Annotated in this window: 27 protein-coding genes; 11 read left to right on the forward strand and 16 right to left on the reverse strand. The window is 67.8% G+C overall.

The genetic code is table 11. The features are described from left to right. Window position 1 precedes the first annotated feature (1 nt). Both FG99_RS05840 and FG99_RS05845 read left to right on the forward strand, forming a co-directional pair. On the forward strand, window positions 2-802 hold the full coding sequence (locus tag FG99_RS05840; protein ID WP_009614155.1) for a helix-turn-helix transcriptional regulator: 801 nt from the start codon (window positions 2-4) through the stop codon (window positions 800-802). A 67-nt stretch (window positions 803-869) separates the two neighbouring features. Then, window positions 870-1,493 carry a LysE family translocator gene (locus FG99_RS05845; RefSeq protein ID WP_043268107.1) on the forward strand — a complete coding sequence of 208 codons (624 nt, stop codon included), beginning with the start codon at window positions 870-872 and terminating at the stop codon, window positions 1,491-1,493. Between the two features lie 28 nt (window positions 1,494-1,521). On the opposite strand, the gene FG99_RS05850 is transcribed toward FG99_RS05845, so the two are convergent. The 6 genes from FG99_RS05850 to FG99_RS05875 form a co-directional block, all read right to left on the reverse strand. Next, window positions 1,522-2,253: a hypothetical protein gene (locus FG99_RS05850; protein WP_043268109.1), complete on the reverse strand. Its 732-nt coding sequence runs from the start codon at window positions 2,251-2,253 to the stop codon at window positions 1,522-1,524. A gap of 70 nt (window positions 2,254-2,323) precedes the next feature. Next, a complete protein-coding gene (locus FG99_RS05855) occupies window positions 2,324-2,704 on the reverse strand; it encodes a RidA family protein (protein ID WP_009614149.1) in 381 nt (126 codons plus the stop codon). Window positions 2,705-2,728: 24 nt separating this feature from the next. Beyond that, a complete protein-coding gene (spoT, locus tag FG99_RS05860) occupies window positions 2,729-4,840 on the reverse strand; it encodes a bifunctional GTP diphosphokinase/guanosine-3',5'-bis pyrophosphate 3'-pyrophosphohydrolase (protein WP_043268111.1) in 2,112 nt (703 codons plus the stop codon). A 54-nt stretch (window positions 4,841-4,894) separates the two neighbouring features. Then, entirely contained in the window at window positions 4,895-5,161 is a 267-nt protein-coding gene (gene rpoZ, locus FG99_RS05865; RefSeq protein WP_009614145.1) for a DNA-directed RNA polymerase subunit omega, read from the reverse strand. A gap of 89 nt (window positions 5,162-5,250) precedes the next feature. Next, window positions 5,251-5,871: a guanylate kinase gene (gene gmk, locus FG99_RS05870; protein ID WP_009614143.1), complete on the reverse strand. Its 621-nt coding sequence runs from the start codon at window positions 5,869-5,871 to the stop codon at window positions 5,251-5,253. A gap of 41 nt (window positions 5,872-5,912) precedes the next feature. Beyond that, entirely contained in the window at window positions 5,913-6,776 is an 864-nt protein-coding gene (locus FG99_RS05875) for a YicC/YloC family endoribonuclease (RefSeq protein ID WP_009614141.1), read from the reverse strand. 164 nt (window positions 6,777-6,940) lie between these two features. On the opposite strand from FG99_RS05875, the gene rph reads away from it, so the two are divergent. Both rph and FG99_RS05885 read left to right on the forward strand, forming a co-directional pair. Continuing rightward, window positions 6,941-7,660, forward strand: coding sequence for a ribonuclease PH (gene rph / locus FG99_RS05880; protein ID WP_009614139.1), 720 nt, complete (start codon window positions 6,941-6,943; stop codon window positions 7,658-7,660). Between the two features lie 16 nt (window positions 7,661-7,676). After that, window positions 7,677-8,039 carry a DUF4870 domain-containing protein gene (locus FG99_RS05885; RefSeq protein WP_043268113.1) on the forward strand — a complete coding sequence of 121 codons (363 nt, stop codon included), beginning with the start codon at window positions 7,677-7,679 and terminating at the stop codon, window positions 8,037-8,039. A 62-nt stretch (window positions 8,040-8,101) separates the two neighbouring features. Here FG99_RS05885 and FG99_RS05890 read toward each other — a convergent pair whose 3' ends face one another. After that, window positions 8,102-8,881: an exodeoxyribonuclease III gene (locus FG99_RS05890; RefSeq protein WP_009614136.1), complete on the reverse strand. Its 780-nt coding sequence runs from the start codon at window positions 8,879-8,881 to the stop codon at window positions 8,102-8,104. A gap of 82 nt (window positions 8,882-8,963) precedes the next feature. Between FG99_RS05890 and pyrE the strand changes: the two genes are divergently transcribed. Further along, window positions 8,964-9,605 carry an orotate phosphoribosyltransferase gene (gene pyrE / locus FG99_RS05895; RefSeq protein ID WP_009614134.1) on the forward strand — a complete coding sequence of 214 codons (642 nt, stop codon included), beginning with the start codon at window positions 8,964-8,966 and terminating at the stop codon, window positions 9,603-9,605. 19 nt (window positions 9,606-9,624) lie between these two features. Next, on the forward strand, window positions 9,625-10,263 hold the full coding sequence (locus FG99_RS05900) for a DUF4124 domain-containing protein (protein ID WP_141766245.1): 639 nt from the start codon (window positions 9,625-9,627) through the stop codon (window positions 10,261-10,263). Window positions 10,264-10,267: 4 nt separating this feature from the next. Here the strand turns inward: FG99_RS05900 and FG99_RS05905 are convergent, their stop codons facing one another. From FG99_RS05905 to coaBC, 5 genes are read right to left on the reverse strand one after another with little or no spacing between them, the layout of a single operon-like run. Continuing rightward, complete coding sequence (locus FG99_RS05905; RefSeq protein ID WP_043268115.1) at window positions 10,268-10,711, reverse strand: acyl-CoA thioesterase; 444 nt, start codon at window positions 10,709-10,711, stop codon at window positions 10,268-10,270. Between the two features lie 57 nt (window positions 10,712-10,768). After that, the gene (gene argB, locus FG99_RS05910) at window positions 10,769-11,677 is read right to left on the reverse strand and encodes an acetylglutamate kinase (RefSeq protein ID WP_009614127.1); all 909 of its coding nucleotides are present in this window, start codon (window positions 11,675-11,677) and stop codon (window positions 10,769-10,771) included. A 25-nt stretch (window positions 11,678-11,702) separates the two neighbouring features. Next, complete coding sequence (locus FG99_RS05915; protein ID WP_043268117.1) at window positions 11,703-14,309, reverse strand: phosphomannomutase/phosphoglucomutase; 2,607 nt, start codon at window positions 14,307-14,309, stop codon at window positions 11,703-11,705. Window positions 14,310-14,346: 37 nt separating this feature from the next. Beyond that, complete coding sequence (dut, locus tag FG99_RS05920; protein ID WP_009614122.1) at window positions 14,347-14,802, reverse strand: dUTP diphosphatase; 456 nt, start codon at window positions 14,800-14,802, stop codon at window positions 14,347-14,349. 7 nt (window positions 14,803-14,809) lie between these two features. Then, window positions 14,810-16,018, reverse strand: a complete 1,209-nt coding sequence (gene coaBC / locus FG99_RS05925) for a bifunctional phosphopantothenoylcysteine decarboxylase/phosphopantothenate--cysteine ligase CoaBC (protein WP_009614121.1) — start codon at window positions 16,016-16,018, stop codon at window positions 14,810-14,812. A gap of 140 nt (window positions 16,019-16,158) precedes the next feature. Between coaBC and radC the strand changes: the two genes are divergently transcribed. Beyond that, complete coding sequence (gene radC, locus FG99_RS05930) at window positions 16,159-16,833, forward strand: RadC family protein (RefSeq protein ID WP_009614120.1); 675 nt, start codon at window positions 16,159-16,161, stop codon at window positions 16,831-16,833. A 48-nt stretch (window positions 16,834-16,881) separates the two neighbouring features. On the opposite strand, the gene FG99_RS05935 is transcribed toward radC, so the two are convergent. Further along, window positions 16,882-18,453: an ABC transporter substrate-binding protein gene (locus tag FG99_RS05935; protein WP_043268120.1), complete on the reverse strand. Its 1,572-nt coding sequence runs from the start codon at window positions 18,451-18,453 to the stop codon at window positions 16,882-16,884. Window positions 18,454-18,819: 366 nt separating this feature from the next. Between FG99_RS05935 and rpmB the strand changes: the two genes are divergently transcribed. Both rpmB and rpmG read left to right on the forward strand, forming a co-directional pair. Then, complete coding sequence (rpmB, locus tag FG99_RS05940) at window positions 18,820-19,056, forward strand: 50S ribosomal protein L28 (RefSeq protein WP_009614118.1); 237 nt, start codon at window positions 18,820-18,822, stop codon at window positions 19,054-19,056. A 12-nt stretch (window positions 19,057-19,068) separates the two neighbouring features. Then, entirely contained in the window at window positions 19,069-19,224 is a 156-nt protein-coding gene (rpmG, locus tag FG99_RS05945; protein WP_009614117.1) for a 50S ribosomal protein L33, read from the forward strand. Window positions 19,225-19,579: 355 nt separating this feature from the next. Here the strand turns inward: rpmG and FG99_RS05950 are convergent, their stop codons facing one another. After that, entirely contained in the window at window positions 19,580-19,942 is a 363-nt protein-coding gene (locus FG99_RS05950; protein ID WP_009614116.1) for a cupin domain-containing protein, read from the reverse strand. Between the two features lie 270 nt (window positions 19,943-20,212). Here FG99_RS05950 and FG99_RS05955 point away from each other — a divergent pair, with 270 nt between their 5' ends. Together FG99_RS05955 and FG99_RS05960 are read left to right on the forward strand one after the other, a co-directional pair. Beyond that, a complete protein-coding gene (locus tag FG99_RS05955; protein ID WP_043268122.1) occupies window positions 20,213-21,706 on the forward strand; it encodes an aldehyde dehydrogenase in 1,494 nt (497 codons plus the stop codon). 299 nt (window positions 21,707-22,005) lie between these two features. Continuing rightward, window positions 22,006-23,175 carry an MFS transporter gene (locus FG99_RS05960; protein ID WP_043268124.1) on the forward strand — a complete coding sequence of 390 codons (1,170 nt, stop codon included), beginning with the start codon at window positions 22,006-22,008 and terminating at the stop codon, window positions 23,173-23,175. A gap of 161 nt (window positions 23,176-23,336) precedes the next feature. On the opposite strand, the gene FG99_RS05965 is transcribed toward FG99_RS05960, so the two are convergent. Together FG99_RS05965 and FG99_RS05970 are read right to left on the reverse strand one after the other, a co-directional pair. After that, window positions 23,337-24,890, reverse strand: coding sequence for a phospholipase D family protein (locus FG99_RS05965; RefSeq protein WP_043268126.1), 1,554 nt, complete (start codon window positions 24,888-24,890; stop codon window positions 23,337-23,339). A 44-nt stretch (window positions 24,891-24,934) separates the two neighbouring features. Then, complete coding sequence (locus FG99_RS05970) at window positions 24,935-26,254, reverse strand: NAD(P)/FAD-dependent oxidoreductase (RefSeq protein WP_043268128.1); 1,320 nt, start codon at window positions 26,252-26,254, stop codon at window positions 24,935-24,937. Window positions 26,255-26,327 lie beyond the last annotated feature (73 nt).

A 26,327-nucleotide genomic window follows, 5' to 3' on the forward strand; every position in this document is an offset into this window, starting at 1 on the left:
AGTGGACGCCAACCGGCTGCTGGCGCGCCCCTGGCTGCCCGGGGTGGAGCTGTTCCATGCGGACTTCTCCGGCCAGCCGTTCGGCCGCCATAGCCACGACGCCTTCGCCATCGGCGCCATCCTCCACGGCGCCGGCGGCTACCAGTGCCGGGGCGCGCGCCACGTGCTGCCGGCCGGCACCTTGTCGCTGATGAATCCGGAGGAGCCGCACACCGGCAACGCCGAGAGCGAGCGGCTGGTCTACCGCATGCTCTACATCGAGGAATCGCGTTTGCTACCGCTGCTGGGCCGCAAGCAGTTGCCGCGCGGCTTCCAGGAATTGAACCCGGGCGACGATGGCTTGGTCGCGCAAGCCCTGGCGCGGGTGGCCGGCGAATTCGAGCGCAACGACGCGTTGGGCCTGGAAAGCGAGCTGCTGGCGCTGCTGGAGCTGGTCTTCGTGCGCCACGGCGGCATGCGCCCGGCGGCTTCGGCGAGCCGCGACGGCGGCGTCACCGCGCGGCTGCGCGACTACCTGGAAAGCCATTACCGCGAGGCGGTGAGCCTGGAGCAACTGGCCGCCCTGGTGCAGCGCCACCCGCGTCACCTGATCGAGAGCTTCCGCCGCGCCTACGGCGTGCCGCCGCACACCTACCTGCTGCAGCGCCGGGTGCGCGAGGCCAAACGCCTGCTGGTGGAGGGCGCCACGCCCATCGAGGCGGCGTTGGAGCTGGGCTTCTGCGACCAGGCGCATTTCTCCGGCACCTTCCGCCGCTTCACCGGCGTGACCCCGGGGCGTTTCCGCAGCGCCACGCGCACCTGAGTTTCCTACAAGACCGCCGCCGCGCCGTCTGGCCAGACTGGCCTCCCGCCACTTCCGGGAGAACGCCATGTTCGCCGCTTTCGCGCTGGTCGCCAGCACCCATTTCGCCGCCCTGCTGTCGCCGGGGCCGGACTTCTTCCTGCTGATCCGCGCCGCCTTGCTGCGCGGTCGCCGCCATGCCGACGGCTGCGCCAGCGGCATCGCCCTGGCCAACCTGGCGAGCATGGGGCTGGTGCTGCTGGTCCTCGGCCAACTGCCCGACCTGGCGAACCACGGCCTGCGGGTGGTGCAGCTGCTGGGCGGGGCCTACTTCGTCTGGCTGGGCGCCCAGGCCGTGCTGGCGCGGCGCGAACTGGAGATTCCCGGGGAAAGCGCCGGGCAGCGTGCGGGAGGTTTCTTCCACGGCCTGCGCGAAGGCTTCCTGGCCAGCAGCCTGAACCCCAAGCTGCCGATCTTCTACACCGGGCTGTTCGGCGTGCTGGGGCCCTTCCACCTGCCGGGCTGGGCGCTGGGCGCCTGCGTGCTGTGGATGGGCGCGGTGGTGCTGTTCTGGGACCTGGCCCTGGTGCGCCTGCTCAATCGGCGGCGCTGGCGCGGCTGGCTACAACGCCGGGTGCGCGCGCTGGATCGTACCTGCGGCGCCCTGCTGCTGGCGCTGGGCGGCTGGTTGCTCTGGCTGGGCGTGCGCTGAAGGCGCCGCGCGGGGCGGCGCCGGCGGCTCAGTCGCGTTCCAGCAGCCAGACGCGCTTGCCCGGGGCGTATTCGGGCATTTCGTCGGCCTGGGCGCGGTTCACCGCTTCGAAGAGTTCCAGCTTGTCGTCCTCGCGCTGGAACAGGTATTCGCGACCCTGGCGGCCCTGTTGCAGCCAGATGCTGTCGCTGTCGCCGCTCATGGCCGCGCAGTCGCCGGCCAGGCACAGGGCGTAGCGGTCGGCGCTGGGCATGCCCTCCACGCGGCCGTCGGCCTGGAAGGTCACCTTGCTGCCCTGGCCCGGGCCTTCCTGGATCACCCAGGTGCCCTTGAGGAAGCTGCCGTACAGGGCGCGCTGGAAGCTGGCGCCGATGGGTGCCGGGCCCTGCTGTTCGGGACGGGCGAAGCGCTGTTCCGGCCAGTTCTCGCTGCCCACCTGCACCAGTTGCTTGCCGTCCACCGCCAGCTCTTCCTGCTTGCTGCCGTAGAAGGCCACCTGCCAGTGCTTCTTGTCCGCCGGGTCCTGGCTCAGCTGGCCTTCGCCCTGTTCGAAGCCGTTGCTGAAGGTGGCTTGCTGGCTCTTGGTGTCGAGCCGCCATTCCAGGTTGGGCCCGTAGGCCAGCAGCGCCTCGCGCAGCTTGCCGCTCTTGCTGGCGGCGTCGATGGCGGCCTGGTTGATCCAGGTGCCGGACGGATCGGGGGTGCCGGCGCAGCCGGTCAGCAGGCCAAGCAGGGCGCTCAGGACGAGGGCGCGACGCATGCGGGTGCTCCTTGCGGACGAACGGGGAAAAACGAACGGGGCCGCGAGGGCCCCGTTCGGGAGTGGAGGCTTACTCCAGGACGACGATGGCGTCCATCTCGACCTGGGCGCCCTTGGGCAGGGCGGCCACGCCGATGGCGGCGCGCGCCGGGTAGGGCTGGGTGAAGTAGCGGCCCATGATCTCGTTGACCTTGGCGAAGTGCGACAGATCGGTGAGGAAGATGTTCAGCTTGGCCACGTCGTGCAGGTAGCCGCCGGAAGCCTCGATCACCGCCTTGAGGTTCTCGAACACCTGGACGACTTGCTCCTCGAAGCCCTCGACCAGCTCCATGGTCTGCGGGTTCAGCGGGATCTGCCCGGAGACGTAGACGGTGTTGCCGGCCTTGATCGCCTGGGAGTAGGTGCCGATGGCCGCGGGGGCCTTGTCGGTGTGGATAACGGTCTTGGTCATGTCGACTCCTTGCGAGGGGTGGGATCAGCTGCGCACGCGGGTGATCCGGACCACCCCCTTGAGCGCGCGCAGCTTCTTGATGACGCGGGCCAGGTGCACGCGGTCGTGCACGCTGACCACCAATTGGACCACGCTGACGCGACCGTCGCGCTCGTCCATGCTGATCTTCTCGATGTTGCCGTCGGCGGCGTTGACGCTGGTCGCCAGCAGGGCGATCAGGCCGCGCTGGTGTTCCAGCTCGACGCGCAGCTCGACGTTGAACTCGCCGGTGACATCCTTGGCCCAGCTGAGCTGGATGCATTTTTCCGGGTTGTTGCGGATTTCGCTGATGTTCCTGCAGCTTTCCAGGTGCACCACCATGCCCTTGCCGGCCGACAGGTGGCCGACGATGGGGTCGCCGGGGATCGGCGTGCAGCACTTGGCGTAGCTCAGCACCAGGCCCTCGGTGCCGCGGATCGCCAGCGGCCCCTCGGCGTTGGTGGCGGCGGCGTCGCCTTCGCTGGAGAGCAGGCGGCGGGCGACCACGTAGGCCATGCGGTTGCCCAGGCCGATTTCCTCGAGCAGGTCCTCGAAGACTTCCATGCGGTACTCGTTGAGCACGCCCTGTATGCGTTCGGCGGGGATTTTCTCCAGGTGGCTGTCGAAGCCGGCGAGGGTCTTGTTCAGCAGGCGCTCGCCGAGGCTGATGGACTCGGAGCGGCGCTGCTGCTTGAGGGCGTGGCGGATGTGCGTGCGCGCCTTGCCGGTGACCACGAAGTTGAGCCAGGCCGGGTTCGGCCGGGTGCCCGGCGCGGTGACGATTTCCACCGTCTGGCCGCTCTGCAGCGGTTCGGACAGCGGCGCCAGGCGGCGGTTGATGCGGCAGGCGATGCAACTGTTGCCCACGTCGGTGTGCACCGCGTAGGCGAAGTCCACCGCCGTGGAGCCCTTGGGCAGCTCCATGATGCGGCCCTTGGGCGTGAAGATGTAGACCTCGTCCGGGAACAGGTCGATCTTCACGTTCTCGATGAATTCCAGCGAGTTGCCGGCGCGCTGCTGCAGTTCGAGGATGCCCTTGACCCATTGGCGGGCGCGGGCGTGGGTGCCTTTCTGCACCTCGTCCTCGTTGGACTTGTACAGCCAGTGCGCGGCGATGCCGTGGTTGGCCATCTCTTCCATCTCGCGGGTGCGGATCTGGATCTCGATGGGCACGCCGTGCATGCCGAACAGGGTGGTGTGCAGCGACTGGTAGCCGTTGGCCTTGGGAATCGCGATGTAGTCCTTGAAGCGGCCGGGGAACGGCTTGTACAGGTTGTGCACGGCGCCGAGCACGCGGTAGCAGGTGTCGACCTTGTCGACGATGATGCGGAAGGCGTAGACGTCCATGATCTCGTTGAACGCCTTGCGCTTGCCGCGCATCTTCTTGTAGATGCTGAACAGGTGCTTCTCGCGGCCCAGCACCTGGCCTTCCATGCCCTCGCGGGCCAGGCAGTTGACCAGCGATTCCTGGATCTTGCCGACGATCTCGCGGCGGTTGCCGCGGGCCTTCTTCACCGCCTGGCGGATGCGCTCGGAGCGCATCGGGTGCATGGCCTTGAAGCCCAGGTCCTCGAATTCCACGCGCATGCTGTGCATGCCCAGGCGGTTGGCGATGGGTGCGTAGATTTCCAGGGTTTCCTTGGCGATGCGCCGGCGCTTCTCGCCGGACAGCACTTCCAGGGTGCGCATGTTGTGCAGGCGGTCGGCCAGCTTGACCAGGATCACGCGGATGTCGCGGGCCATGGCCATGGCCATCTTCTGGAAGTTCTCGGCCTGGGCCTCGGCCTTGGACTCGAAGTTCATCTGGGTCAGCTTGCTGACCCCGTCCACCAGTTCCGAGACGGTTTCGCCGAACTGCGCGGTGAGCGCTTCCTTGGCGATGCCGGTGTCCTCGATCACGTCGTGCAGCATGGCCGCCATCAGGCTCTGATGGTCCATGTGCATGTCGGCGAGGATGTTGGCGACGGCGAGCGGATGGGTGACGTAGGCCTCGCCGCTGCGGCGGCGCTGCCCGTCGTGGGCCTGCTCGGCGTAGTAGTAGGCACGGCGGACCAGGTTGACCTGGTCCGGACCGAGATAGCTCGAGAGCCGGTCGGCGAAGGCGTCTATGCTCGGCAAGGCATCACCCCCTGTCGAGTGGACGGCGCCTGTGGTCGTCGGCCGGTCATCGAATTACAGGGCCTCGTTGTTGGCCTCGTCTTCGAAGGCGGCGAACAGCGGTTCTTCTTCAACCACGTCCTCCTGCTGAACGACTTCAGCATCGACCAGGCCGGAAGCGATCTCGCGCAGGGCGACCACGGTGGGCTTGTCGTTTTCCCAGGCTACCTTCGGCTCCTTGCCGCCGGTGGCCAGCTGGCGCGCGCGCTTGGTGGCGAGCATGACCAGCTCGAAACGGTTATCGACGTTGTCCAGGCAGTCTTCGACGGTGACGCGGGCCATGGTGTTCCTCGTTGCGGAAAATGGAGCCCGGGTTTCCGGGCGGACTGAATAGTCTAAAAAATCGCCAATCTTTATGGAAGGGCCGTTTGTTATGCCGACGGCTGCAACAGCTCCTCGAGCAACCGCTCGTGGCGCTTCTGCTGGGCGTCCTGGCGCAGCTGGCGGGCACGGAAGATCGACTTGAGGTCTTCCAGAGCATGGGCGAAATCGTCGTTGATCACCAGGTGATCGTATTCGACGTAGTGACTCATTTCGTTGACCGCCTCGCGCATGCGCCGCTCGATCACCTCGTCGCTGTCCTGGCCGCGGTTGGTCAGGCGCTGGCGCAGGGCGTGCTGGCTCGGCGGCAGGATGAAGATCGACTGTGCGTGGGGCATCAGCCGGCGCACCTGCTGGGCGCCCTGCCAGTCGATCTCGAGGATCAGGTCGAGGCCTTCGGCGAGGGTCTTTTCCACCCAGCGCTGCGAGGTGCCGTAGAGGTTGCCGAAGACTTCGGCGTGCTCGAGGAATTCGTCGCGTTCGAGCATGGCGGTGAAGGTGTCGCGGCCGACGAAGTGGTAGTTCACCCCGTCCACCTCGCCCGGGCGCATGCCGCGGGTGGTGTGGGAGACCGAGACGCGCACGCTGGGCATCGCCTCGAGCAGCGACTTCACCAGGCTGGTCTTGCCGGCGCCGGAAGGCGCGGAAACGATGTAGAGGGTGCCGGACATGACTGAATCCTGGGGCTATGGGTGGAAAGCGAGCGCGCGGCTCACTCGATATTCTGGACCTGCTCGCGCATCTGTTCGATGAGCACCTTGAGGTTCACCGCGGCCTGGGTCGAGCGCGGGTCGAAGGCCTTGGAGCCGAGGGTGTTGGCCTCGCGGTTGAGTTCCTGCATGAGGAAATCCAGGCGGCGGCCGGCGGCGCCACCGGCCTTGAGCACGCGCCGCACCTCGGCGACGTGGGTGCTCAGGCGGTCGAGTTCCTCGGCGACGTCGCTCTTCTGCGCCAGCAGGACCATTTCCTGCTCCAGGCGCTGCGGGTCGGCTTCCAGCTTCAGTTCGGCGAAGCGGTCGAGGATCTTCTGCCGCTGGTTGCCGAGCATCTGCGGCACCAGCTCGCGCAGGTTGGCCACTTCTTCCTGCATGGCGCCCAGGCGCTCGTCGATGATCCGCGCCAGCTCCGCGCCTTCGCGGGCGCGGCCGGCCTTGAGCTCGTCCAGCGCCTGGTTGAAGGCGGTCATGGCCTCGGCGTTGAGCGCCTGCGGGTCGGCGGCGTCGCCCACCAGCACGCCCGGCCAGGCCAGCACGGCCAGCGGATCGATCGGCGCCGGCTGCCTGATCAGCGCGGCCACGCCCTCGGCGGCGGCCACCAGTTGCGCGGCGCGCTCGCGGTCGACCTGCAGCGGCTTGCCGGCGGTGTCCTCGTTGAAGCGCAGGGTGCATTCCACCTTGCCGCGCGACAGGCCCTGGCGCAGCGCCTCGCGCACCGGCCCTTCGAGGTCGCGGAAGGTTTCCGGCAGGCGCAGGTTCGGTTCCAGGTAGCGGTGGTTCACCGAGCGCAGTTCCCAGCTCAGGGTCCCATTGGTCCCGGCCCGTTCGACGCGGGCGAAGGCGGTCATGCTGTGAACCATGGGGCTACCTCGCTGTGATTCGGCTGAAAGCGATGAAATGTCATCGTGAACCGGCAATTGTACCCCAGCGGGGCCGGCCGCCGCACGCCGGCGGTGGTTGCCTGGCTGCCGGGGCCTCTATAATGGCGGCCAGTATCCGATTCAATCTCGCATAGGAAGTCTCGATGAACCGTCCCAGTGGCCGCGCCGCCGACCAGTTGCGCCCGATCCGCATCACCCGCCACTACACCAAGCATGCCGAGGGTTCGGTTCTGGTGGAGTTCGGCGACACCAAGGTGATCTGCACTGTGAGCGCCGAGAGCGGCGTGCCGCGCTTCCTCAAGGGCCAGGGGCAGGGCTGGCTGACCGCCGAGTACGGCATGCTGCCGCGCTCCACCGGCGAGCGGAATGCCCGCGAGGCCAGCCGCGGCAAGCAGGGCGGCCGCACCCTGGAGATCCAGCGCCTGATCGGCCGTTCGCTGCGCGCCGCGCTGGACCTGACCAAACTGGGCGAGAACACCCTGTACATCGACTGCGACGTGATCCAGGCAGACGGCGGCACCCGCACCGCGTCCATCACCGGCGCCACCGTGGCGCTGATCGACGCCCTGGCGGTGCTGAAGAAGCGCGGCGCGCTCAAGGGCAACCCGCTCAAGCAGATGGTCGCCGCGGTCTCCGTGGGCATCTACCAGGGCGTGCCGGTGCTCGACCTGGACTACCTGGAGGATTCCGCCGCCGAGACCGACCTGAACGTGGTGATGACCGACGCCGGCGGCTTCATCGAGGTGCAGGGCACTGCCGAAGGCGAGCCGTTCAAGCCGGCCGAGCTGAACGCCATGCTGGAACTGGCGCAGCAGGGCATGCAGGAAATCTTCGAACTGCAGCGCGCCGCGCTGGCCGACTGACGCGGGAGGGGCGGGGATGAACGACGAACTGCAAGCGCGACCGAGCCAGGAAGCCCGGCAGTGGGCGATGTTCTGCCACTTCTCCGCCTTCCTCGGGCTGGTCTTTCCCTTCGGCAATCTGCTGGGGCCGCTGATCGTCTGGCAGATCAAGCGCGAGTCCGATCCCTTCGTCGACAGCCAGGGCAAGGAAGCGCTGAACTTCCAGATCACCGTCAGCCTGGCGATGCTGGTCAGCTTCTTCCTCTGCCTGCTGGTGATCGGCTTCCTGCTGCTGGCGCTGGTCTGCGCCGGCGCCCTGGTGCTGACCGTGATCGCCGGGGTCAAGGCCAACGAGGGCCGCGACTACCGCTATCCGTTCACCTGGCGGCCGTTGAAGTAGCTGCTAGAAGCTGGAAGCGTGGCGGCTTTTGCTTCCAGCTTCAGGCTTCTAGCTTCCAGCTCTCAAATACTGAGCGTCCAGTCGTAGTCGATGATCAGCGGCGCGTGGCGCGAGAAGCGCGGCTGCCGCGGCAGCTTGGCGCTGCGCACGAAGCGGCGCAGACCCGGGGTGAGGATCTGGTAGTCGAAGCGCCAGCCCAGGTTCAGCATCTCGGCCTGCTCGCTGTCCGGCCACCAGCTGTACTGGTCGCCTTCGCGGTTGACCTCGCGCAGGGCATCGACGTAGCCCATGTTGCCGAACACCTCGTCCATCCAGCCGCGCTCGGGCGCGAGGAAGCCGGGCATCTGCTGGCATTCGCGCCAGTTCTTCACGTCCAGCTTGTTGTGGGCCAGGTACAGCGACCCACAATAGATGTACTCGCGGCGCTTGCGGCGCTGCTTGTTCAGGTAGGCGGCGAAGTCTTCCATGAACTTGAACTTCTGGTTCAGGTTCTCGTCACCCTCCTGCCCGCTCGGCAGAAGAATGCTGGCAATACTCACCTTATCGAAATCGGCTTGCAGGTAGCGCCCGTAACGATCGGCCATCTCGAAACCCAGCCCGCTTATGACGGCCTTGGGTTGCAGACGACTATAGATTGCGACGCCACCCTGGCTGGGCACTTCGGCGTCGCAGGCGTACAGGAAGTAGCCGTCCAGCTGGTAGGACGGGTCGTCCAGATCGAAAGCGGAGGCGCGGGTATCCTGCAAGCAGATCACGTCGGCATTCTGGGCTTGCAACCAGCTGAGCAATCCCCGCTCGGCTGCAGCCTGAATACCATTCACGTTCACACTGATGATCCGCATAAATGGCCCCCAAAATCACGTGTGTGTATGATACCCGAGCTCAAACGGTTTAGCTAAATTCATACCGGCCGGTTCTATTCCCATGCAGGCATATCAACGCGATTTCATCCGTTTCGCCATCGAGCGCGGCGTACTGCGCTTCGGCGAATTCACCCTCAAGTCCGGGCGCACCAGCCCTTATTTCTTCAATGCCGGCCTATTCAACAGTGGCCTGGCGTTGGCCAAGCTGGGGCGCTTCTACGCCGCCGCGGTCGTCGACAGCGGCATCGATTTCGATGTCCTGTTCGGCCCGGCCTATAAAGGAATCCCGCTGGCGGCCGCTACAGCGGTGGCGCTGGCCGAGCAGCACGGGCGCGACCTGCCCTGGTGCTTCAACCGCAAGGAAGCCAAGGATCACGGCGAAGGCGGCACCCTGGTGGGCGCGCCGCTGGCCGGCCGGGTGCTGATCGTCGACGACGTGATCACCGCCGGCACCGCGATCCGCGAGGTCATGCAGATCATCGAGGCCCAGGGCGCCAGGGCCGCCGGCACGTTGATCGCGCTGAACCGCCAGGAGCGAGGCCGCGGCGAGCTGTCGGCGATCCAGGAAGTGGAGCGCGACTTCGGCATGCCGGTGGTCAGCATCGTGTCCCTGGAGCAGGTCCTCGAATACCTGGCCGGCGACGCCGAGCTCAAGCGTCACCTGCCGGCGGTCGAGGCCTATCGCGCGCAGTACGGAATCTAACCAGAACAGGGTGTCCGGCATGGCCAAGCAGGGTGCTTTACGCCGTGGTGCATTGATGGGGTTGCTGGCCTTCGGACTGGCCGGGCCGGCGCTGGCGGCGAATTCCGCCGGCAAACCCTCGTCTGGCGGCGCCGTCGAGATGTACCGCTACGTCAACGACAAGGGTGTGACCGTCATCGATCGCCTGGGCGTACCGTCGCAGTACATCGGCAAGGGCTACGAGGTGCTCAACGAGCAGGGGCGGGTGATCCGCGTGGTGCCGCCGGCGCCGACCGCGGAGGAAATCCAGCAGCGCAAGGCCGCTGCCGCCCAGGCCAGTTCCGATGCCCAGCTGCTGCGCCTGTATACCAGCGTCGAGGACGTCGACCGCGCCCGCGAGCGCAAGCTGTCCGAGCTGGATGGCCTGAGCAGCGTGGCGCGGGGCAACCTGCAGTCGCTGAAGACGCAGCAGGGCAACCTGCAGGCCCAGGCCGCCGACGCCGAGCGCGCCGGGCGCCAGGTGCCGCAGCAACTGGTCGAGCAGTTGGCCAACCTGAAGGACGAGGAGCAGCGCCTGCTGCGCGACATCGCCCACTACCAGCAGCTGCGCGCCCAGGCCAAGGCCGCCTTCGAGGCGGACCGCGCGCGCCTCGCGCAATTGCTCGGCGCCTCCCGCTAGTCCGTCAGTCGACGGGCAGGTGCTCGAATTTCGCGATGCGCTCGCGCAGCCAGCCCGGCAGGGGCTGGCTCTGCCGCTGGTCGTTGGCGTAGGCGTAGATCAGCTCGCCGAGGGTCAGCGGTTGCTCCTCGCACCAGATCGCCACCTGGAAGGTCAGGCTGCTGCGCCCCAGGCGCGCGACGCGCACGCCCATGTCCAGCCAGTCGTCGTAGCGCGCCGGAGCGAAGTACTCCAGGCTGCTCTTCACCGCGAACAAGTCGCCGCCGCCGCGCAGCAGGTCGGCCGGGTAGCGGATCTCCAGGTTGCGGTAGTACTCGGTGGTGGCGACGTCCGCGTAGGTCAGGTAGTTGCCGTTGAAGACGATGCCCTGCGGGTCGACCTCCGACCAGCGCACGCGCAGGCCGTGGAAGAAGCGGAACTCGTGGCGTTCGGGAAAGGCTGAAGGCATTGCGGCCTCCGGGAGGCAGAGGGGAACCGCCACGGCGGGCGCCGTGGCGGGTAGTGCTCAGTGGCGCGGCTTGCGGTTGCTGATCAGGGTGCCGACGCCGCTGTCGGTGAAGATTTCCAGCAGCACGGCGTTGGGCACGCGGCCATCGATGATGTGCGCGCTGGTCACGCCGCCCTGCACCGCTTCCAGGGCGCAGCGGATCTTCGGCAGCATGCCGCCGTAGATGGTGCCGTCGGCGATCAGGCTGTCCACCTGCTCGGTGGTCAGGCCGGTGAGCACCTGGCCCTGCTTGTCCATCAGGCCGGCGATGTTGGTCAGCAGCATCAGCTTCTCGGCCTTCAGCGCCTCGGCCACCTTGCCGGCGACCAGGTCGGCGTTGATGTTGTACGACTCGCCGTTGGCGCCCACGCCGATGGGCGCGATCACCGGGATGAAGTCGCCCCTGACCAGCATGTTCAGCAGGTCGGTGTTGACCCCGGTGACCTCGCCGACGTGGCCGATGTCGATGATTTCCGGCTTGGTCATCTCCGGCGTCTGGCGGGTGACGGTGAGCTTCTTCGCGCGGATCAGCTCGGCGTCCTTGCCGGTCAGGCCGATGGCGCTGCCGCCGTGGCGGTTGATCAGGTTGACGATGTCCTTGTTCACCTGGCCGCCGAGGACCATCTCCACCACGTCCATGGTCTGCGCGTCGGTGACGCGCATGCCGTCGATGAAGTGGCTCTCGATGGACAGGCGGTTGAGCAGGTCGCCGATCTGCGGGCCGCCGCCGTGCACCACCACCGGGTTGATGCCGACCGCCTTCATCAGCACCACGTCGCGGGCGAAGCTGTTCTTCAGCTCGTCGGTCTCCATGGCGTTGCCGCCGTACTTGATGACCAGCGTCTTGCCGACGAAACGGCGGATGTAGGGAAGCGCTTCGGCAAGGACGCGGGCTACCTGGGCTGCGTCATCGCGGCTCTGGGACATGGTGCTGGGCTCCGGCATGGTCAGGTCAGAAGGGGATGGTCAGGGCGGGGTCGACCGCCTTGAGCTGGTTGCGGAACACGTCCTTGATGCGTTCCAGTTCGGCTTCGGAATCCGCCTCGAAGCGCAGCACCAGCACCGGCGTGGTGTTGGAGGCGCGTACCAGGCCCCAGCCCTTGGGATAATCGACACGCACGCCGTCGAGGGTGGTGAGGTTGGCCTCGCCCCACTGGCCGTCGCGCTGCAGCGCTTCGATCAGGGCGAACTTGCTCTCGTCGGTGACGGTGATGTTGATTTCCGGTGTTGAGACGTCCAGCGGGAAGGCCGAGAACACATGCTCGCTGTCGCGTTTGTCGAGGCTGATGATCTCCAGCAGGCGGGCGGCGCTGTAGATGCCGTCGTCGAAGCCGTACCAGCGCTCCTTGAAGAAGATGTGGCCGCTCATCTCGCCGGCCAGCAGCGCGCCGGTCTCCTTCATCTTCTTCTTGATCAACGAGTGGCCGGTCTTCCACATCACCGGGCGGCCGCCGTAGCCGCTGATGAGGGAGATCAGGCGGCGGGTGCACTTGACGTCGAAGATGATGTCGGCGCCCGGGTTGCGCGAGACCACGTCCTTGGCGAACAGCATCAGCAGGCGGTCGGGGTAGATGATGGTGCCTTCGTTGGTCACCACGCCCACGCGGTCGCCGTCGCCGTCGAAGGCCAGGCCGAGGTCGGCGCCGGTTTCCCTGACCTTGGCGATCAGGTCTTCGAGGTTCTCCGGCTTGCCCGGGTCCGGGTGGTGGTTGGGGAAGGTGCCGTCGACATCGCAGTACAGCGGGATGACGGTGCAGCCCAGGGCCTCGATCAGCTGCGGGGCGATCACCCCGGCGACGCCGTTGCCGCAGTCCACCACCACTTTCAGCGGCTTGGCCAGGGCGATGTCGTCGCGGATCTGCTGGAAGTAGCGCGGCAGGATGTCCACCTGCTGCACCTTGCCCACGCCGCTGGCGAGGTCGTTGTTCTCGATGCGCTCGCGCAGGGCCTGAATCTGCTCGTTGGCCAGGGTCTCGCCGGCGACGACGATCTTGAAGCCGTTGTAGTCCGGCGGGTTGTGGCTGCCGGTGAGCATCACGCCCGACTTGCCTTCCAGGACGTTGGCCGCGTAGTACAGCACCGGGGTCGGCACCATGCCGATGTCGGTGACCTGGCAGCCGCAGTCGAGCAGGCCCTGGATCAGTTGCTGGACCAGCTCCGGGCCCGACAGGCGGCCGTCGCGGCCGACGCTGACGCAGGGCTCGCCGCGGGCCAGGCTCTCGGAACCGATGGCGCGGCCCACCCAGTAGGCGGTCTCGGCGGTCAGGGTGTCGCCGACCACGCCGCGGATATCGTAGGCGCGGAAGATGCTGGCGGGCAGTTGCGGGGCTTTGGGCGTGCTCATGGCGGGGGTTTGCTCCAATCCCAGGAGGTCCTGGTCTTCATCAAGAATGTCGATGTCCAGAATGTCGGTGTTCTGGAACAGTGGGTCGACCAGCTGCGTCTCGGCGCTGGCCGGCTTGTCGATCTTCGCCGCCACCGGGCGGGGCTCGGGGGCCGGTGCGGGGCTGGCGGGGGCCGGGGGCTCGGCCTTTCGCCTGGGCTGCCGCGCCAGCGCCTGGGCCAGCGGTTGCAGTGCGGCGAGGCCGACTTCAGGTGCTTTGGCAGTGCGCTGGCCACCGAGTTCCTGCAAGTACTGACCGATGGCCTGGGCGTCCTGGCGCAGGCGCCGTTGCAGGGCGCTCTGCGCGAGGTACACGCCGAGCAGCGCGCCGGCCAGCGCCAGCAGTGCGGCGCAGCCCAACAGCGCCGGCGGATACAGCGCGGCGGTCAGGGCCGGGCCGGGGGTGAAGCTGAGTTTCCAGTTCGGGTTGCCGCTGGCCAGGTTCAGCGGCGCGGCGTTGCCGGCCTCGCCGCGTTGCAGCAGGACCTGCGCCGGCGAGCTGCCGAACTGCTGGGCCAGCTGCAGCTGGCCGGTGTCGGCGGGCATGTCCGGCAGGGCCTTGAGCAGGCGCTGCAGGTCGAAGACCAGCATCAGGCTGCCCTGGATGGCGTTGTCCGGGCCGCGCAGCGCGGTGGCGCTGTAGAGCAGCCAGCGCTGGCCGACGCGGTAGGCCTCGGGGGCGACGTTCTGCCCGCTCTCGGCGCGGCGCAGCATGTCCAGGGCGGCGTAGTTCAGCGGGCCGGGGCGCTGGTTGTCCTGGCTGGCCTGGCCGCTGGCGTTGAGATGGACGTCCACCAGGCCGTCCTGGCGCCAGTGGGCGAGGGTGGCCTCCAGGGAGCGGGCGCTGTTGGCATCGGCCAGCGCCGGCAGCAGCGCGGGGTTGGCGGCGGCGCTACGGGTATCGGCGGCGAGCTGGAGCAGGGCCTGGCGCAGGACACCGGACTGGCTTTCGCCCCAGGCGCTGGCCAACTGCTGGCGGTGCATCTGCTCGGCGCTGCCGAACAGCGTCAGCCACAGCAGGGCGCCGGCGGCGGCCACGCCGAGGGTCGCCACGCCCAGGGCCGGCAGCAGCGACTTGAGTTCCGGCCGGGCCGCCGGGCCTGCCGAAGCCTTCGGCGGCGGGGCGACTTCCGGCAGGTCGGCCGTTCCCTTGGCACTGCGTTGGAAAAGTTTCATGCAACATCTCCTCGGCGAATCGTCCTGGAGGATTGTGTCAGTGGCTGCCCGAGTGCCCGAAACCGCCGGCGCCACGCTGGCTTTCGTCGAAGCTGTCGACCAGCTCGAAATGCGCCTGCACCACCGGCACCAGCACCAGCTGGGCGATGCGCTCGCCGATGGCGATGGTGAAGGGGGTGTTGCCGCGGTTCCAGCAGGAGACCATCAGCTCGCCCTGGTAGTCCGAGTCGATCAGCCCGACCAGGTTGCCCAGTACCACGCCGTGCTTGTGGCCAAGGCCGGAGCGCGGCAGCACCAGCGCGGCCAGGCCCGGGTCGGCGATGTAGATGGACAGGCCGGTGGGGATCAGCAGCGTCTGGCCGGGTTCGAGGACGGTGTCCTGCTTGAGCATGGCGCGCAGGTCCAGGCCGGCGGAACCGGGGGTGGCGTACTGCGGCAGGGGGAATTCGGCGCCCAGGCGCGGGTCGAGGATCTTGGCTTGCAGGGAATGCATCGGGTTCTCAGTGTCGTTTCAGGCGGTCGGCGATGAAGGCGATCAGCTGGCGGGCGATCTTGCCCTTGCTGGTCTGGGCGAAGGCAGTTTCGTGCAATTCGCGGTCGATCACGGTGATCGCGTTCTCTTCGCTGTTGAAACCGATCGAGGGGTTGGCCACGTCGTTGGCCACGATCAGGTCGAGGTTCTTGTCCTTGAGCTTGCGCGAGGCGTACTCCAGCAGGTTCTCGGTCTCCGCGGCGAAGCCCACGCTGAACGGCCGGTCGGCGCGCTGGGCGAGGGTGGCGAGGATATCCGGGTTGCGCACCAGCTGCAGCAGCAGGCCGTCGCCCGTGGTCGGGTCCTTCTTCAGTTTCTGCGTGGCGACCAGCTCGGGGCGGTAGTCGGCCACCGCGGCGGCGGCGATCAGCAGGTCGGCCGGCATCGCCGCTTCGCAGGCGGCGAGCATGTCGCGGGCGCTGACCACGTCGACGCGGCTCACCCGGTCGGGCGTCGGCAGGTGCACCGGGCCGGTCACCAGGGTCACCCGCGCGCCGGCTTCGGCGGCGGCCTCGGCCAGGGCGAAGCCCATCTTCCCGGAGCTGTGGTTGGTGATGTAGCGCACCGGGTCGATGTTTTCCTGGGTCGGGCCGGCGGTGATCAGCACGTGCTGGCCGGTCAGCGAGAGGAACTGGAAGCAGTCGGCGGCGCGCTGGGCCAGCTCCTCGGCCTCGAGCATGCGCCCGGGGCCGACGTCGCCGCAGGCCTGGCTGCCGGCGGCCGGGCCGAAGAAGTGCAGGCCGCGGCCACGCAGCAGTTCGGCGTTGGCCTGGGTGGCCGGGTCGCGCCACATGGCCTGGTTCATCGCCGGGGCCAGGGCGACCTGGGCATCGGTGGCCAGCACCAGGGTGGTCAGCAGGTCGTTGGCCACGCCCTGGGCCAGGCGCGCCATGACGTCGGCGGTGGCCGGGGCGATCAGCACCAGGTCGGCCCAGCGGGCCAGCTCGATGTGGCCCATGGCCGCTTCGGCGGCGGGGTCGAGCAGGTCCAGGTGCACCGGGTGGCCGGACAGCGCCTGGAGCGTCAGCGGGGTGATGAACTCACGGCCGCCCTGGGTCATCACCACGCGGACTTCCGCGCCCTGGTCGCGCAGGCGGCGGACCAGTTCGGCGCTCTTGTAGGCCGCAATACCGCCGCCCACGCCGAGGACGATGCGTTTTCGATAGAGCCGCTGCATAGGCCCGCCTTATCTTCGGAATTGGATGACGCGCGTCAGGGCCGGAGACGCCTCCCCAGGCCTCCGGTCGCGCGAAAGGGACGGGCTAAGATAGCACAGCGCCCGCCCCGGCACAGCGGGCGGCTCGACAGGGAGGTTGCATGAGCATTCGTCACTGGCCCGCGGCAGAACGCCCGCGGGAAAAACTCCTCGAACGCGGCGCGGCGAGCCTCAGCGACGCCGAGCTGCTGGCCATCTTCCTGCGCACCGGCGTGGTCGGCTGCAGCGCGGTGGAGCTGGCGCGGCGCCTGCTCCACGAGTTCGGCAGCCTGCGCGCGCTGCTGGAGGCGGACCAGGCCAGCTTCAGCAGCCACCTGGGCCTGGGCCGCGCCAAGTACGCCCAGCTGCAGGCGGTGCTGGAGATGGCCCGCCGCCACCTGGCCGAGCAGCTGCGCCGCGATTCCGCCCTGGAGAGCCCGCAGGCGGTGCGCGACTTCCTCAAGGCGCGGCTGCGCCACGAGGCCCACGAGGTGTTCGCCTGCCTGTTCCTCGACGGCCGCCACCGCGTCCTGGCCTTCGAGGTGCTGTTCCACGGCTCCATCGACAGCGCCAGCGTCTACCCGCGCCAGGTGGTCAAGCGCGCCCTGGCGCACAACGCCGCGGCGCTGATCCTCAGTCACAACCATCCCTCGGGCATCACCGAGCCGAGCCAGGCCGACCGCAGGCTGACGCAGCGCCTGAAGGACGCCCTGGCGTTGGTGGACGTGCGCGTGCTCGACCACTTCATCGTCGGCGACGGCGAGCCGCTGTCGATGGCGGAGATGGGCTGGGTGTGAGGCTCGCCGTGGGGCCGGTATCGCGCCGGCCCCACGTTGAACGGCGCCTCAGAGGCTGACCTTGGAGAAATCCTGGCGGCCGAACGGGTTCACGGCGTAGCCCTTGACCTCCTTGCGCAGCAGCACCGAGGCCGTGGGGTGCGCCAGCGGCAGCCACAGGGCCTGGTCGTGGATCAGCTGCTGGGCGTCGTGGTAGAGCGCGCTGCGCTTGTCCTGCTCGCTCAGCGCCTTGCCCTGGCTGATCAGGCCGTCCAGCTTCGGGTCGCAGAAGCGCGCGAAGTTCAGCCCGGACTTCACGCTGGCGCAGGAAAACTGCGGGGTAAGGAAGTTGTCCGGGTCGCCGTTGTCGCCGGCCCAGCCCATGAACAGCAGGTCGTGCTCGCCGGCCTTGGCGCGGCGGATCAGCTCGCCCCACTCGATCACGCGGATCCCGGCCTGGATGCCGACCTTGGCCAGGTCGGCCTGCAGCAGCTGCGCGCCCAGGCTCGGGTTGGGGTTGAGCAGGCTGCCGCTGGGGCGCGTCCAGATGGTGGTCTTGAAGCCGTCCTTCAGGCCGGCCTTTTCCAGCAGCGCCTTGGCCTGGGCCGGGTCGTGGGGGTAGCCGGGGATGTCCTTGGCATAGCTCCAGGTGTTCGGCGGGTAGACGCCCTCGGCGGCAGTGGCGCTGCCCTCGAACACCGACTTCAGGTAGGTCTGGCGGTCGAAGGCGAGGTTGATCGCCTGGCGCACCTCGGGCTTGTCCAGCGGCGGGTGCTGGCTGTTCAGGGCGACGAAGGCGGTCATGAACGCCGGCGTCTGCTCGATGCGCAGGGCCGGGTCCCTGGCCGCGGCCTCGACGTCCAGCGGCTTGGGCGACAGGGCGATCTGGCATTCGCCGCGCTTGAGGCGCTGCAGGCGCACGTTGGCGTCTGGGGTGATGGCGAACAGCAGGTTGTCCACCGCCGGCTTGCCGGCGAAGTAGTCCGGGTTGGCGGTGTAGCGGATCTGCGCGTCCTTCTGGAAGCGCTTGAAGACGAAGGGACCGCTGCCGATGGGCTGGGCGTTGAGCTTCTCCGGGGTGCCGGCCTTCATCAGCTGGTCGGCGTACTCGGCGGAATAGATGGAGGCGAAGCCCATGCTGAGCATGGGCAGGAAGGTGGCGTCGGGGTGGCTCAGGGTGAAGCGCACCTGGTGCTCGTCGACCTTCTCCACGGCTTTTATCAGGGCCGGCAGCTGCAGCGACTGGGCGTGGGGGAAGCCGCTCTGCGCCACCTTGTGCCAGGGGGTGGCGGGGTCGAGCATGCGCCGGAAGCTGAACAGCACGTCGTCGGCGCCCAGCTCGCGGCTGGGGCTGAAGTAGTCGGTGTGGTGGAACTTCACTCCGCTGCGCAGCTTGAAGTCGTAGGTCAGGCCGTCGGCGGAGACCGTCCAGCTCTCGGCCAGGCTCGGCACCACCTTGCCCTGCGCCGCATCGAACTCCACCAGGCGGTTCATCAGCACGTCGGCCGAGGCGTTGGTGGTGGTCAGGGCATTGAACTGCACGACGTCGAAGCCGTCGGGGCTGGCCTCGGTGCAGACACTGAGGGTGCTGGCGCCGGCCAGGGCGGGGGCGAGCAGCAGGGCGAGTGGAAGCAGACGCATGACGGACTCCGGAAATGGTGGGAAAATGCCCGTCCCGTGGGCTGGGCGCAGTCATGCAAGGCCGTTGTCGGCCTTGAACCGGCTACCCTAGACCAAGCCGCGGCGGGCGACAACGGTGAAAGTCGACGAACGGCAAGGGCGCCGGGCCGCGGCCCCGCTGCGCCGGCATGTGGATAAGCTGCTTGTTCCCTTGCGGCACTAGGCGGCTTTCTGATATAAAGCTGCGCTCTTTTCTGGGGCCCTGCCCCGTCGACTCGGAATCGAGTGGCGGTCGGGCAGGTAAGACCCGGGTGGAAACCAAGTATCAACGAGTTCAAGCAGCCAACCCATGCCGGGTTTGGCATGTGGTTTATAGAGGGCTGAGCCATGTCGAGAGTTTGCCAAGTGACCGGTAAGGGTCCGGTTACCGGGAACAACATTTCCCACGCACACAACAAAACCCGCCGCCGTTTCCTGCCGAACCTGCAGCACCACCGTTTCTGGGTTGAGTCCGAGAAGCGCTTCGTACGCCTGCGCGTTTCCGCCAAGGGCATGCGTATCATCGACAAGCGTGGCATCGAGGCCGTCCTGAACGACCTGCGCGCCCGCGGCGAAAAATTCTAAGGAGCTGCAATCATGCGTGAACTGATCCGTCTGGTGTCCAGCGCCGGTACCGGCCACTTCTACACCACCGACAAGAACAAGCGCACCAAGCCTGAGAAGATCGAGATCAAGAAGTTCGATCCGGTCGTTCGCAAGCACGTGATCTACAAGGAAGCCAAGATCAAGTAATTGATCCCGGCCCTTGCGAAGAAACCCGCCAATTGGCGGGTTTTTTCATGCCTGCGCGGCGGGGCTGGTGGGGCCGTTCGTGCCACCGGCGAATCCCATCGCGGACGAAGCCCGCTCCTAGCGCATGAGCGAGCGTGGCTTTTCGTAGGATGGCGTTGAGCGGAGCGATACCCATCAGCGCAACCGCATGGGTTTCGCAAGCTCAACCCATCCTACGAAAAACGCGTCGGCGCAGACAGTTGCTCCTACGCCCGTGCAACGCCATTGGCGTTATCCGCCCTGCAATGACAGGGCAGCCCCCAACAAAACAAAAACGCCGCTTTGGAGAAAGCGGCGTTTTTTCGTCAAACAGCTATCAAGCCTTCTGTTCGAAGATCACATAGACCTTGCGGCAAGGCTCCAGCACCTCCCAGGTGCCCTTGAAGCCGGCCGGGATGACGAAGCGATCGCCGGTGCGCACGGTCTTGGCGCCGCCGTCGGCATCGCGGATCACCGACACGCCCTGGAGGATCTCGCAGTATTCGTGCTCGGTGTAGTTGATGGTCCAGTGGCCGACCGCGCCTTCCCAGATGCCGACGTTGAACTGGCCGCAGGGGCTGGCGTAGTGGTTGCGCACGCTTTGCTCGGGATCGCCCTTGAGGACCTTCTCCGGCGCCGGGCGGTAGTGCTCGGCGGCGGTGCCGGCCTGGGCGAAGTCGACGATCTGCTCGATGTTCATGCTGACTCTCGTTTTATTGTGGGTTGTACGAGTGCTCCGCCACTGCGGGCGGGCCCGGACGGAGGCGGAATCGATCGAGTCTATGTTTAATAAAACGAACGTGACAAGGCGTTTTGGCGCCAAAGTGTCAAAAATATTGAAAATTCGCCCATCCCGGTTTAGGGTGGCGGACAGCGTGGCCCTCGCGCCGCCTTGCAGAATTTCTGACAGCGCGCCCATCCCCGGGGCGCCGGGACTTCGATAAGTAATTCAATAAGAGGACAAGTTGTCATGAGTACCCTCACTCGCGCCGACTGGGAAGCTCGCGCCCAGAACCTGAAGATCGAAGGCCGCGCCTTCGTCGACGGCCAGTACGTCGATGCCGCCGACGGCGCCACCTTCGACTGCATCAGCCCGGTGGATGGCCGCTTCCTGGCCAAGGTCGCCAGCTGCGACGTCGCCGACGCCGAGCGCGCCGTGCAGGTTGCCCGTGTCGCCTTCGAGTCCGGCGTGTGGTCGCGCCAGGCGCCGGCCAAGCGCAAGAAGGTCATGATCCGCTTCGCCGAGCTGATGATGCAGCACGCCGAAGAACTGGCCCTGCTGGAAACCCTGGACATGGGCAAGCCGATCAGCGACGCGCTGAACATCGACGTCGCCAGCGCCGCCAACAGCATCCGCTGGAATGCCGAAGCCATCGACAAGGTCTACGACGAAGTCGCCGCCACCCCGCATGATCAGTTGGGCCTGGTCACCCGCGAAGCCGTGGGCGTGGTCGCCGCCATCGTGCCGTGGAACTTCCCCCTGCTGATGTCCTGCTGGAAGCTCGGCCCGGCCCTGGCCACCGGCAACTCGGTGATCCTCAAGCCGTCCGAGAAGTCGCCGCTGACCGCCATTCGCGTCGCCCAGCTGGCCGTCGAGGCCGGCATCCCGAAAGGCGTGCTGAACATCCTGCCGGGCTTCGGCCACACCGTGGGCAAGGCCCTGGCCCTGCACATGGACGTCGACACCCTGGTGTTCACCGGTTCGACCAAGATCGCCAAGCAGCTGATGGTCTACGCCGGCGAGTCGAACATGAAGCGCGTATGGCTGGAAGCCGGCGGCAAGAGCCCGAACATCGTCTTCGCCGACGCGCCTGACCTGAAGGCCGCCGCCGAATCCGCCGCCAGCGCCATCGCCTTCAACCAGGGCGAAGTGTGCACCGCCGGTTCCCGCCTGCTGGTGGAGAAATCCATCAAGGCCGAGTTCCTGCCGCTGGTGGTCGAAGCGCTGAAGGCCTGGAAGCCGGGCAACCCGCTGGACCCGGAAACCAACGTCGGCGCGCTGGTCGACACCACCCAGATGAACAACGTGCTGAGCTACATCCAGGCCGGCCACGACGACGGCGCCAAGCTGGTGGCTGGCGGCAAGCGCACCCTGGAAGAGACCGGTGGCACCTACGTCGAGCCGACCATCTTCGACGGCGTGACCAACGCCATGCGCATCGCCCGCGAGGAAATCTTCGGGCCGGTGCTGTCGGTGATCGAGTTCGAGGACGCCGAGGAAGCCGTGCGCATCGCCAACGACACCCCGTACGGCCTGGCCGCCGCGGTCTGGACCAGCAACCTGTCCAAGGCCCACCTGATCGGCAGGGCCCTGCGCGCCGGCAGCGTGTGGATCAACCAGTACGACGGCGGCGACATGACCGCGCCCTTCGGTGGCTTCAAGCAGTCGGGCAACGGCCGCGACAAGTCGCTGCACGCCTTCGACAAGTACACCGAGCTGAAGGCTACCTGGATCAAGCTGTAATAACGTTCGGAGGGGCTGCGCGTCGGCCATGCTGCGTTGTGATCGGATTCGGCCTGCTCATTTACTGGCGTAAACTGCGCGTCCGAATCCGATCACGCCTTGCCTGGCTCTAGCTCGCGCCCTCCGTGGCGAAGTCCAGAGTCAAAAGGCTTGCAAGGTCGGCCCCCTCGCCGGGGCCGGCTCTGACAAAGAGCCATACCCGCGGCCGGGTTTCCCTTGGGGAGCCCGGCCGCTTTGCATTGCGCGCCGGGCTCGGCATCTGGCCCGGAGTGCGCTCCGGATGGAACGGGAGAACGACAATGCGTTGGGGTGCCTATTTCGCTGTCTGCCTGTCGGTCATCAGCATCGGCCTGGCCCTCGGCCTGACCATGCCCCTGGTGTCCTTGCGCCTGGAAAGTTGGGGCTACGGCAGCTTCGCCATCGGCGTGATGGCCGCCACGCCGGCTGCCGGCGTGCTGCTCGGCGCGCTCATCTCCGGGCGCCTGGCCGCCCGCCTGGGCACGCCGCGGCTGATGCGCTGGTGCCTGCTCAGCGGGGCCTTTTCCGTCGGCCTGCTGGCGCTGCTGCAGAACTACCCGGTGTGGCTGGTGCTGCGCCTGCTGATCGGCGTGCAACTGACCGTGGTGTTCATCCTCGGCGAGAGCTGGATCAACCAGCTGGCCGTGGAGAAATGGCGCGGCCGCCTGGTGGCCCTGTACGGCACCGGCTATGCGCTGAGCCAACTGTCCGGCCCGGTGCTGCTGACCTTCATCGGCACCGCCGACGACCGCGGCTTCTGGCTGGGCGTCGGCCTGCTGGTGTGCGGCTCGCTGCTGCTCGTCGGTCGCGGCGGCGCGCCCAGGGTGGACCCGCACAGCGCCTCGGGGCGCGGCCTGTTCGCCTTCTGCGCCAAGCTGCCGGCCATCGCCTGGGCAGTGGTGCTGTTCGCCGGTTTCGAGGCGATGATCCTCACCCTGCTGCCGGTCTACGGCGTGCGCCAGGGCTTCACCCAGGCGGTGGCGCTGACCATGGTCACGGTGGTGGTGGTGGGCGACGCGCTGCTGCAGCTGCCCATCGGCTGGCTGGCCGACCGGGTGTCGCGGCAGACGCTGTTCAAGGGCTGCGGCATCGTCCTGCTGCTGAGCAGCCTGGGCATCCCGCTGCTGCTGCACGGGCCGGGGATCTGGCCGGTGCTGGTGCTGTTCGGCGCGAGCGCCGGCGGGCTGTTCACCCTGTCGCTGATCCTCATCGGCGAGCGCTACCGCGACGACGCGCTGGTCCGCGCCAACGCGCACATCGCCCAGCTGTGGGGCATCGGCTGCCTGATCGGACCGCTGACCACCGGCGCGGTCAGCCAGTGGGTGAGCGGCCATGCGCTGCCGCTGATGATGGCCCTGGGCGCCTTCGGTTTCGTCGTGCTGGTGTGGCGCAAGGGCCTGCCGCCGGCGGAGCTGCAGGGCGATGAGCTGCCGGAAGCGAGCGGGCGCTGAGGCCCGCTGCTCTTCGTAGGATGGGTTGAACTTGCGATACCCATGCGGCCGCGGTGATGGGTATCGCTGCGCTCAACGCCATCCTACGGGGCGACTCCTGCCACGTAGCGGGACTCCGTCCGCGATGGGCCGAGCCCACGCACGGTGATCGCGGATAACGCCTATAACATTCTCTCCAGCCCGATGGCGCCGGCGATCCAGGCGTTGAAGCGGCGCCACAGGCTGCCCGGCTCGTGGTGCAGCACGTGCGGATGGCCGTCGCGCTCGTCGACCCAGGTCAGCCGCGGGCGGCTGCCGCTGCGGTCGATGCGCACCTGGTAGCTGACGCTGGGCGACATCCCGGCCAGCGCCAGCTTGCGCGTCTGCTCCGCCAGTTCCGGGCTGTCGACGATGATGCCGACCTCGGTGTTCCAGATGATCGAGCGCGGGTCGAAGTTGAAGGAGCCGATGAACACCTGGCGCCGGTCGAAGACGATCGCCTTGCTGTGCAGGCTGGCGCTGCTGGAGCCGCGCACCGTCCAGGGCGCGCCGGCCAGGCGCTGGTCCGGCTGGGCGCGCAATTCGTGGAGCTGCACGCCGTGCTCCAGCAGGGCCATGCGGTAGGGCGCGTAGCCGGCGTGCACGGCGGGCACGTCGGTGGCTTCCAGGGAGTTGGTCAGCAGGCGCACGCTGACGCCGTCGTCGGCGCGGCCGGTGAGGTAGGTGACGCCGCTGTCGGTGGGCACGAAGTAGGCCGAGACCAGGATCAGCTCCTTCGACACCTGGCGGAACAGCGGTTCGAGCTGGGTGCTCAGCTGTTGCTGCGGGCGGCTCTGGCCGCGATCCAGGACCTTCAGCGGGTCGTCCCAGATGGCGCGGCCCGGGGCCCAGACCAGGCCGTCGAGCCAGCTGTCCAGGTTCGACGAGGCGCCGCGCAGGTGCAGGCGCTGCAGGTAGGCGGAGTGGCGCACCCGGCTCTTTTCCAGGTAGCTGTCCAGGCCGCGCCGGGCGCGTTCGAGGTCGGCGCGCTCGGGCTTGCCCCACAGATAGTCCTCGATGGGGCGGCTGATGGCGCTGTTCCAGTACTGGTCGAAGCTCTGTCCCAGCTCCTTGGCCACCGGGCCGACGCCGAGCAGGTCGAGGTCGCTGAAGTTCATTTCCGCCTTGGCGCCGAAGTACTCGTCGCCCAGGTTGCGCCCGCCGACGATGGCCACGCTGTTGTCGGTCAGCCACAGCTTGTTGTGCATGCGCCGGTGCTGCTCGGCGAGGTTGAACAGGCGCCCGAGATTGCGCGTGATGCCGGTGCTGCGGCCCAGGTGCAGCGGGTTGAACAGGCGCACCTGGATGTTCGGGTGGGCGGCCAGCACGCCGATCTCGTAATCCCATCCGTCGCTGCTGGTGTCGTCGATCAGCACGCGCACGCGCACGCCGCGGTCGGCGGCCTTGAGCAGCTCGTGGATAAGCGCGCGGGTGGTGAGGCCGTCGTGGACGATGTAGTACTGGATGTCCAGGCTGCGCTGGGCGGCGCGGATCAGCTCGGCGCGGGCGAGGAAGGCGTCGCTGCTGGAGGCCAGCAGGCGGAAGCCGGAGGCGCCGGGGTGCGCCGCCGCGCGTTGTTGCACGGCGTCGCCGAGGGCCGTGCCGCCCGGCGACAGGGCGTGCGAGGGCGTGGGCAGGGGAACGCTGGCGCAGCCGCCGAGCAGCAGCAGCGCCAGCAACAGGAAGCGTTGTAGCAAGCGGGAGTCTCCAGGCCGCCCCGGTTGGCGGGACTGCGGAGATTCTAGCCGCTCAGCGCCTCCTTGAAGCGATACCAGGCCATGCCCAGCGCCAGCAGCGGCGAGCGCAGCAGCTTGCCGCCGGGGAAGGTGATGTGCGGGACCTTGGCGAACAGCTCGAAACCGCTGCCCTGCTGCCCGGCGATGGCCTCGGCGAGCAGCTTGCCGGCCAGGTGGGTGGCGTTCACCCCGTGGCCGGAGTAGGCCTGGGCGAAGTACACGTTGGGCTGGCCGGGCAGGCGGCCGATCTGCGGCAGGCGGTTGGCGCCGATGCCGATCATGCCGCCCCACTGGTAGTCGATGCGCACGTCGGCCAGGTGCGGGAACACCTTGAGCATCTTCGGCCGCATGTAGGCGGCGATGTCCGCCGGGTCGCGCCCGGAGTAGTGGCAGGCGCCGCCGAACAGCAGGCGGTTGTCGGCGGAGAGGCGGTAGTAGTCCAGGGCCACGCGCTGGTCGCACACCGCCATGTTCTGCGGCAGCAGCTCGTGGGCGAGGTCCGCCGGCAGCGGCTCGGTGGCGATGACGTAGCTGCCGGCCGGCAGCACCTTGCCGTCGAGGTAGTGGTTCAGGCCGTTCTGGTAGGCGTTGCAGCCGACCACCAGGGTCTTGGCGCGCACGCTGCCCTTGGCGGTGCGTACCCGCACTTCGGCGCTGTAGTCGATGTGGGTGACCTGCGAATCCTCGAACAGGCGCACGCCCAGGGACTGCGCGGCGGCCGCCTCGCCCAGGGCCAGGTTGAGCGGGTGCAGGTGGCCCGAGCCCATGTCCACCATGCCGCCGACGTAGCAGTCGGCGCCGACGATGCTGCGCATTTCCTCCTGCGGGACCAGGCGCAGCTCGTGGGTGTAGCCCAGGCTCTTGAGCTCCTCGTAGTCCTCGCGGAAGCCCTCGACGTCCGAGGCCTTGTTGGCCAGGTCGCAGTAGCCCCAGGTCAGGTCGCAGTCGATGCCGTACTTCTCCACGCGCTGGCGCACGATCTGCACGGCCTCAAGGCCCATCAGCTTGAGCTGGCGCACGCCGTCCTTGCCGATCACCGGCTCGAACTGCTCGACGCCATGGCCGACGCCGCGGATCAGTTGGCCGCCGTTGCGCCCGCTGGCGCCCCAGCCGATCTTGCGGGCCTCCAGCAGGACCACCGAGAAGCCGCGCTCGGCCAGCTCGATAGCGGTGTTCAGCCCGGAGAAGCCGCCGCCGATGATGCACACGTCGGCCACTTCCTCGCCGGCCAGGGGAGGGCACTGGATGCGACGGTTGAGGGTCGCGGCGTAGTAGGAAGGGGCGTGCTGGTCGGTGTGCACCGGGAGGCGAACGCGGGCGTTCATGTGCGATATCCTGATTATTGTGTTGTTAAAATTTTACGCAGGATAAACGCCGGCTTCCCGCCACGCCAAGGGG

The organism is Pseudomonas sp. AAC (assembly GCF_000725445.1).
Classification (GTDB): domain Bacteria; phylum Pseudomonadota; class Gammaproteobacteria; order Pseudomonadales; family Pseudomonadaceae; genus Pseudomonas; species Pseudomonas citronellolis.

Excerpts from the sequence above, each read along its gene's own strand:
- FG99_RS05905 (WP_043268115.1), bottom strand. The coding sequence starts at position 10,711 with ATGCCTTCAGCCTTTCCCGAACGCCACGAGTTCCGCTTCTTCCACGGC.
- FG99_RS05875 (WP_009614141.1), bottom strand. The coding sequence starts at position 6,776 with ATGGTTCACAGCATGACCGCCTTCGCCCGCGTCGAACGGGCCGGGACC.
- FG99_RS05970 (WP_043268128.1), bottom strand. The coding sequence starts at position 26,254 with ATGAACGCCCGCGTTCGCCTCCCGGTGCACACCGACCAGCACGCCCCT.
- dut (WP_009614122.1), bottom strand. The coding sequence starts at position 14,802 with ATGCATTCCCTGCAAGCCAAGATCCTCGACCCGCGCCTGGGCGCCGAA.
- FG99_RS05890 (WP_009614136.1), bottom strand. The coding sequence starts at position 8,881 with ATGCGGATCATCAGTGTGAACGTGAATGGTATTCAGGCTGCAGCCGAG.
- FG99_RS05850 (WP_043268109.1), bottom strand. The coding sequence starts at position 2,253 with ATGCGTCGCGCCCTCGTCCTGAGCGCCCTGCTTGGCCTGCTGACCGGC.
- FG99_RS05955 (WP_043268122.1), top strand. The coding sequence starts at position 20,213 with ATGAGTACCCTCACTCGCGCCGACTGGGAAGCTCGCGCCCAGAACCTG.
- rpmB (WP_009614118.1), top strand. The coding sequence starts at position 18,820 with ATGTCGAGAGTTTGCCAAGTGACCGGTAAGGGTCCGGTTACCGGGAAC.
- FG99_RS05935 (WP_043268120.1), bottom strand. The coding sequence starts at position 18,453 with ATGCGTCTGCTTCCACTCGCCCTGCTGCTCGCCCCCGCCCTGGCCGGC.
- rpmG (WP_009614117.1), top strand. The coding sequence starts at position 19,069 with ATGCGTGAACTGATCCGTCTGGTGTCCAGCGCCGGTACCGGCCACTTC.
- FG99_RS05950 (WP_009614116.1), bottom strand. The coding sequence starts at position 19,942 with ATGAACATCGAGCAGATCGTCGACTTCGCCCAGGCCGGCACCGCCGCC.
- pyrE (WP_009614134.1), top strand. The coding sequence starts at position 8,964 with ATGCAGGCATATCAACGCGATTTCATCCGTTTCGCCATCGAGCGCGGC.
- FG99_RS05855 (WP_009614149.1), bottom strand. The coding sequence starts at position 2,704 with ATGACCAAGACCGTTATCCACACCGACAAGGCCCCCGCGGCCATCGGC.
- argB (WP_009614127.1), bottom strand. The coding sequence starts at position 11,677 with ATGTCCCAGAGCCGCGATGACGCAGCCCAGGTAGCCCGCGTCCTTGCC.
- FG99_RS05960 (WP_043268124.1), top strand. The coding sequence starts at position 22,006 with ATGCGTTGGGGTGCCTATTTCGCTGTCTGCCTGTCGGTCATCAGCATC.
- FG99_RS05845 (WP_043268107.1), top strand. The coding sequence starts at position 870 with ATGTTCGCCGCTTTCGCGCTGGTCGCCAGCACCCATTTCGCCGCCCTG.
- rph (WP_009614139.1), top strand. The coding sequence starts at position 6,941 with ATGAACCGTCCCAGTGGCCGCGCCGCCGACCAGTTGCGCCCGATCCGC.
- gmk (WP_009614143.1), bottom strand. The coding sequence starts at position 5,871 with ATGTCCGGCACCCTCTACATCGTTTCCGCGCCTTCCGGCGCCGGCAAG.
- FG99_RS05885 (WP_043268113.1), top strand. The coding sequence starts at position 7,677 with ATGAACGACGAACTGCAAGCGCGACCGAGCCAGGAAGCCCGGCAGTGG.
- rpoZ (WP_009614145.1), bottom strand. The coding sequence starts at position 5,161 with ATGGCCCGCGTCACCGTCGAAGACTGCCTGGACAACGTCGATAACCGT.
- radC (WP_009614120.1), top strand. The coding sequence starts at position 16,159 with ATGAGCATTCGTCACTGGCCCGCGGCAGAACGCCCGCGGGAAAAACTC.
- coaBC (WP_009614121.1), bottom strand. The coding sequence starts at position 16,018 with ATGCAGCGGCTCTATCGAAAACGCATCGTCCTCGGCGTGGGCGGCGGT.
- FG99_RS05915 (WP_043268117.1), bottom strand. The coding sequence starts at position 14,309 with ATGAAACTTTTCCAACGCAGTGCCAAGGGAACGGCCGACCTGCCGGAA.
- FG99_RS05900 (WP_141766245.1), top strand. The coding sequence starts at position 9,625 with ATGGCCAAGCAGGGTGCTTTACGCCGTGGTGCATTGATGGGGTTGCTG.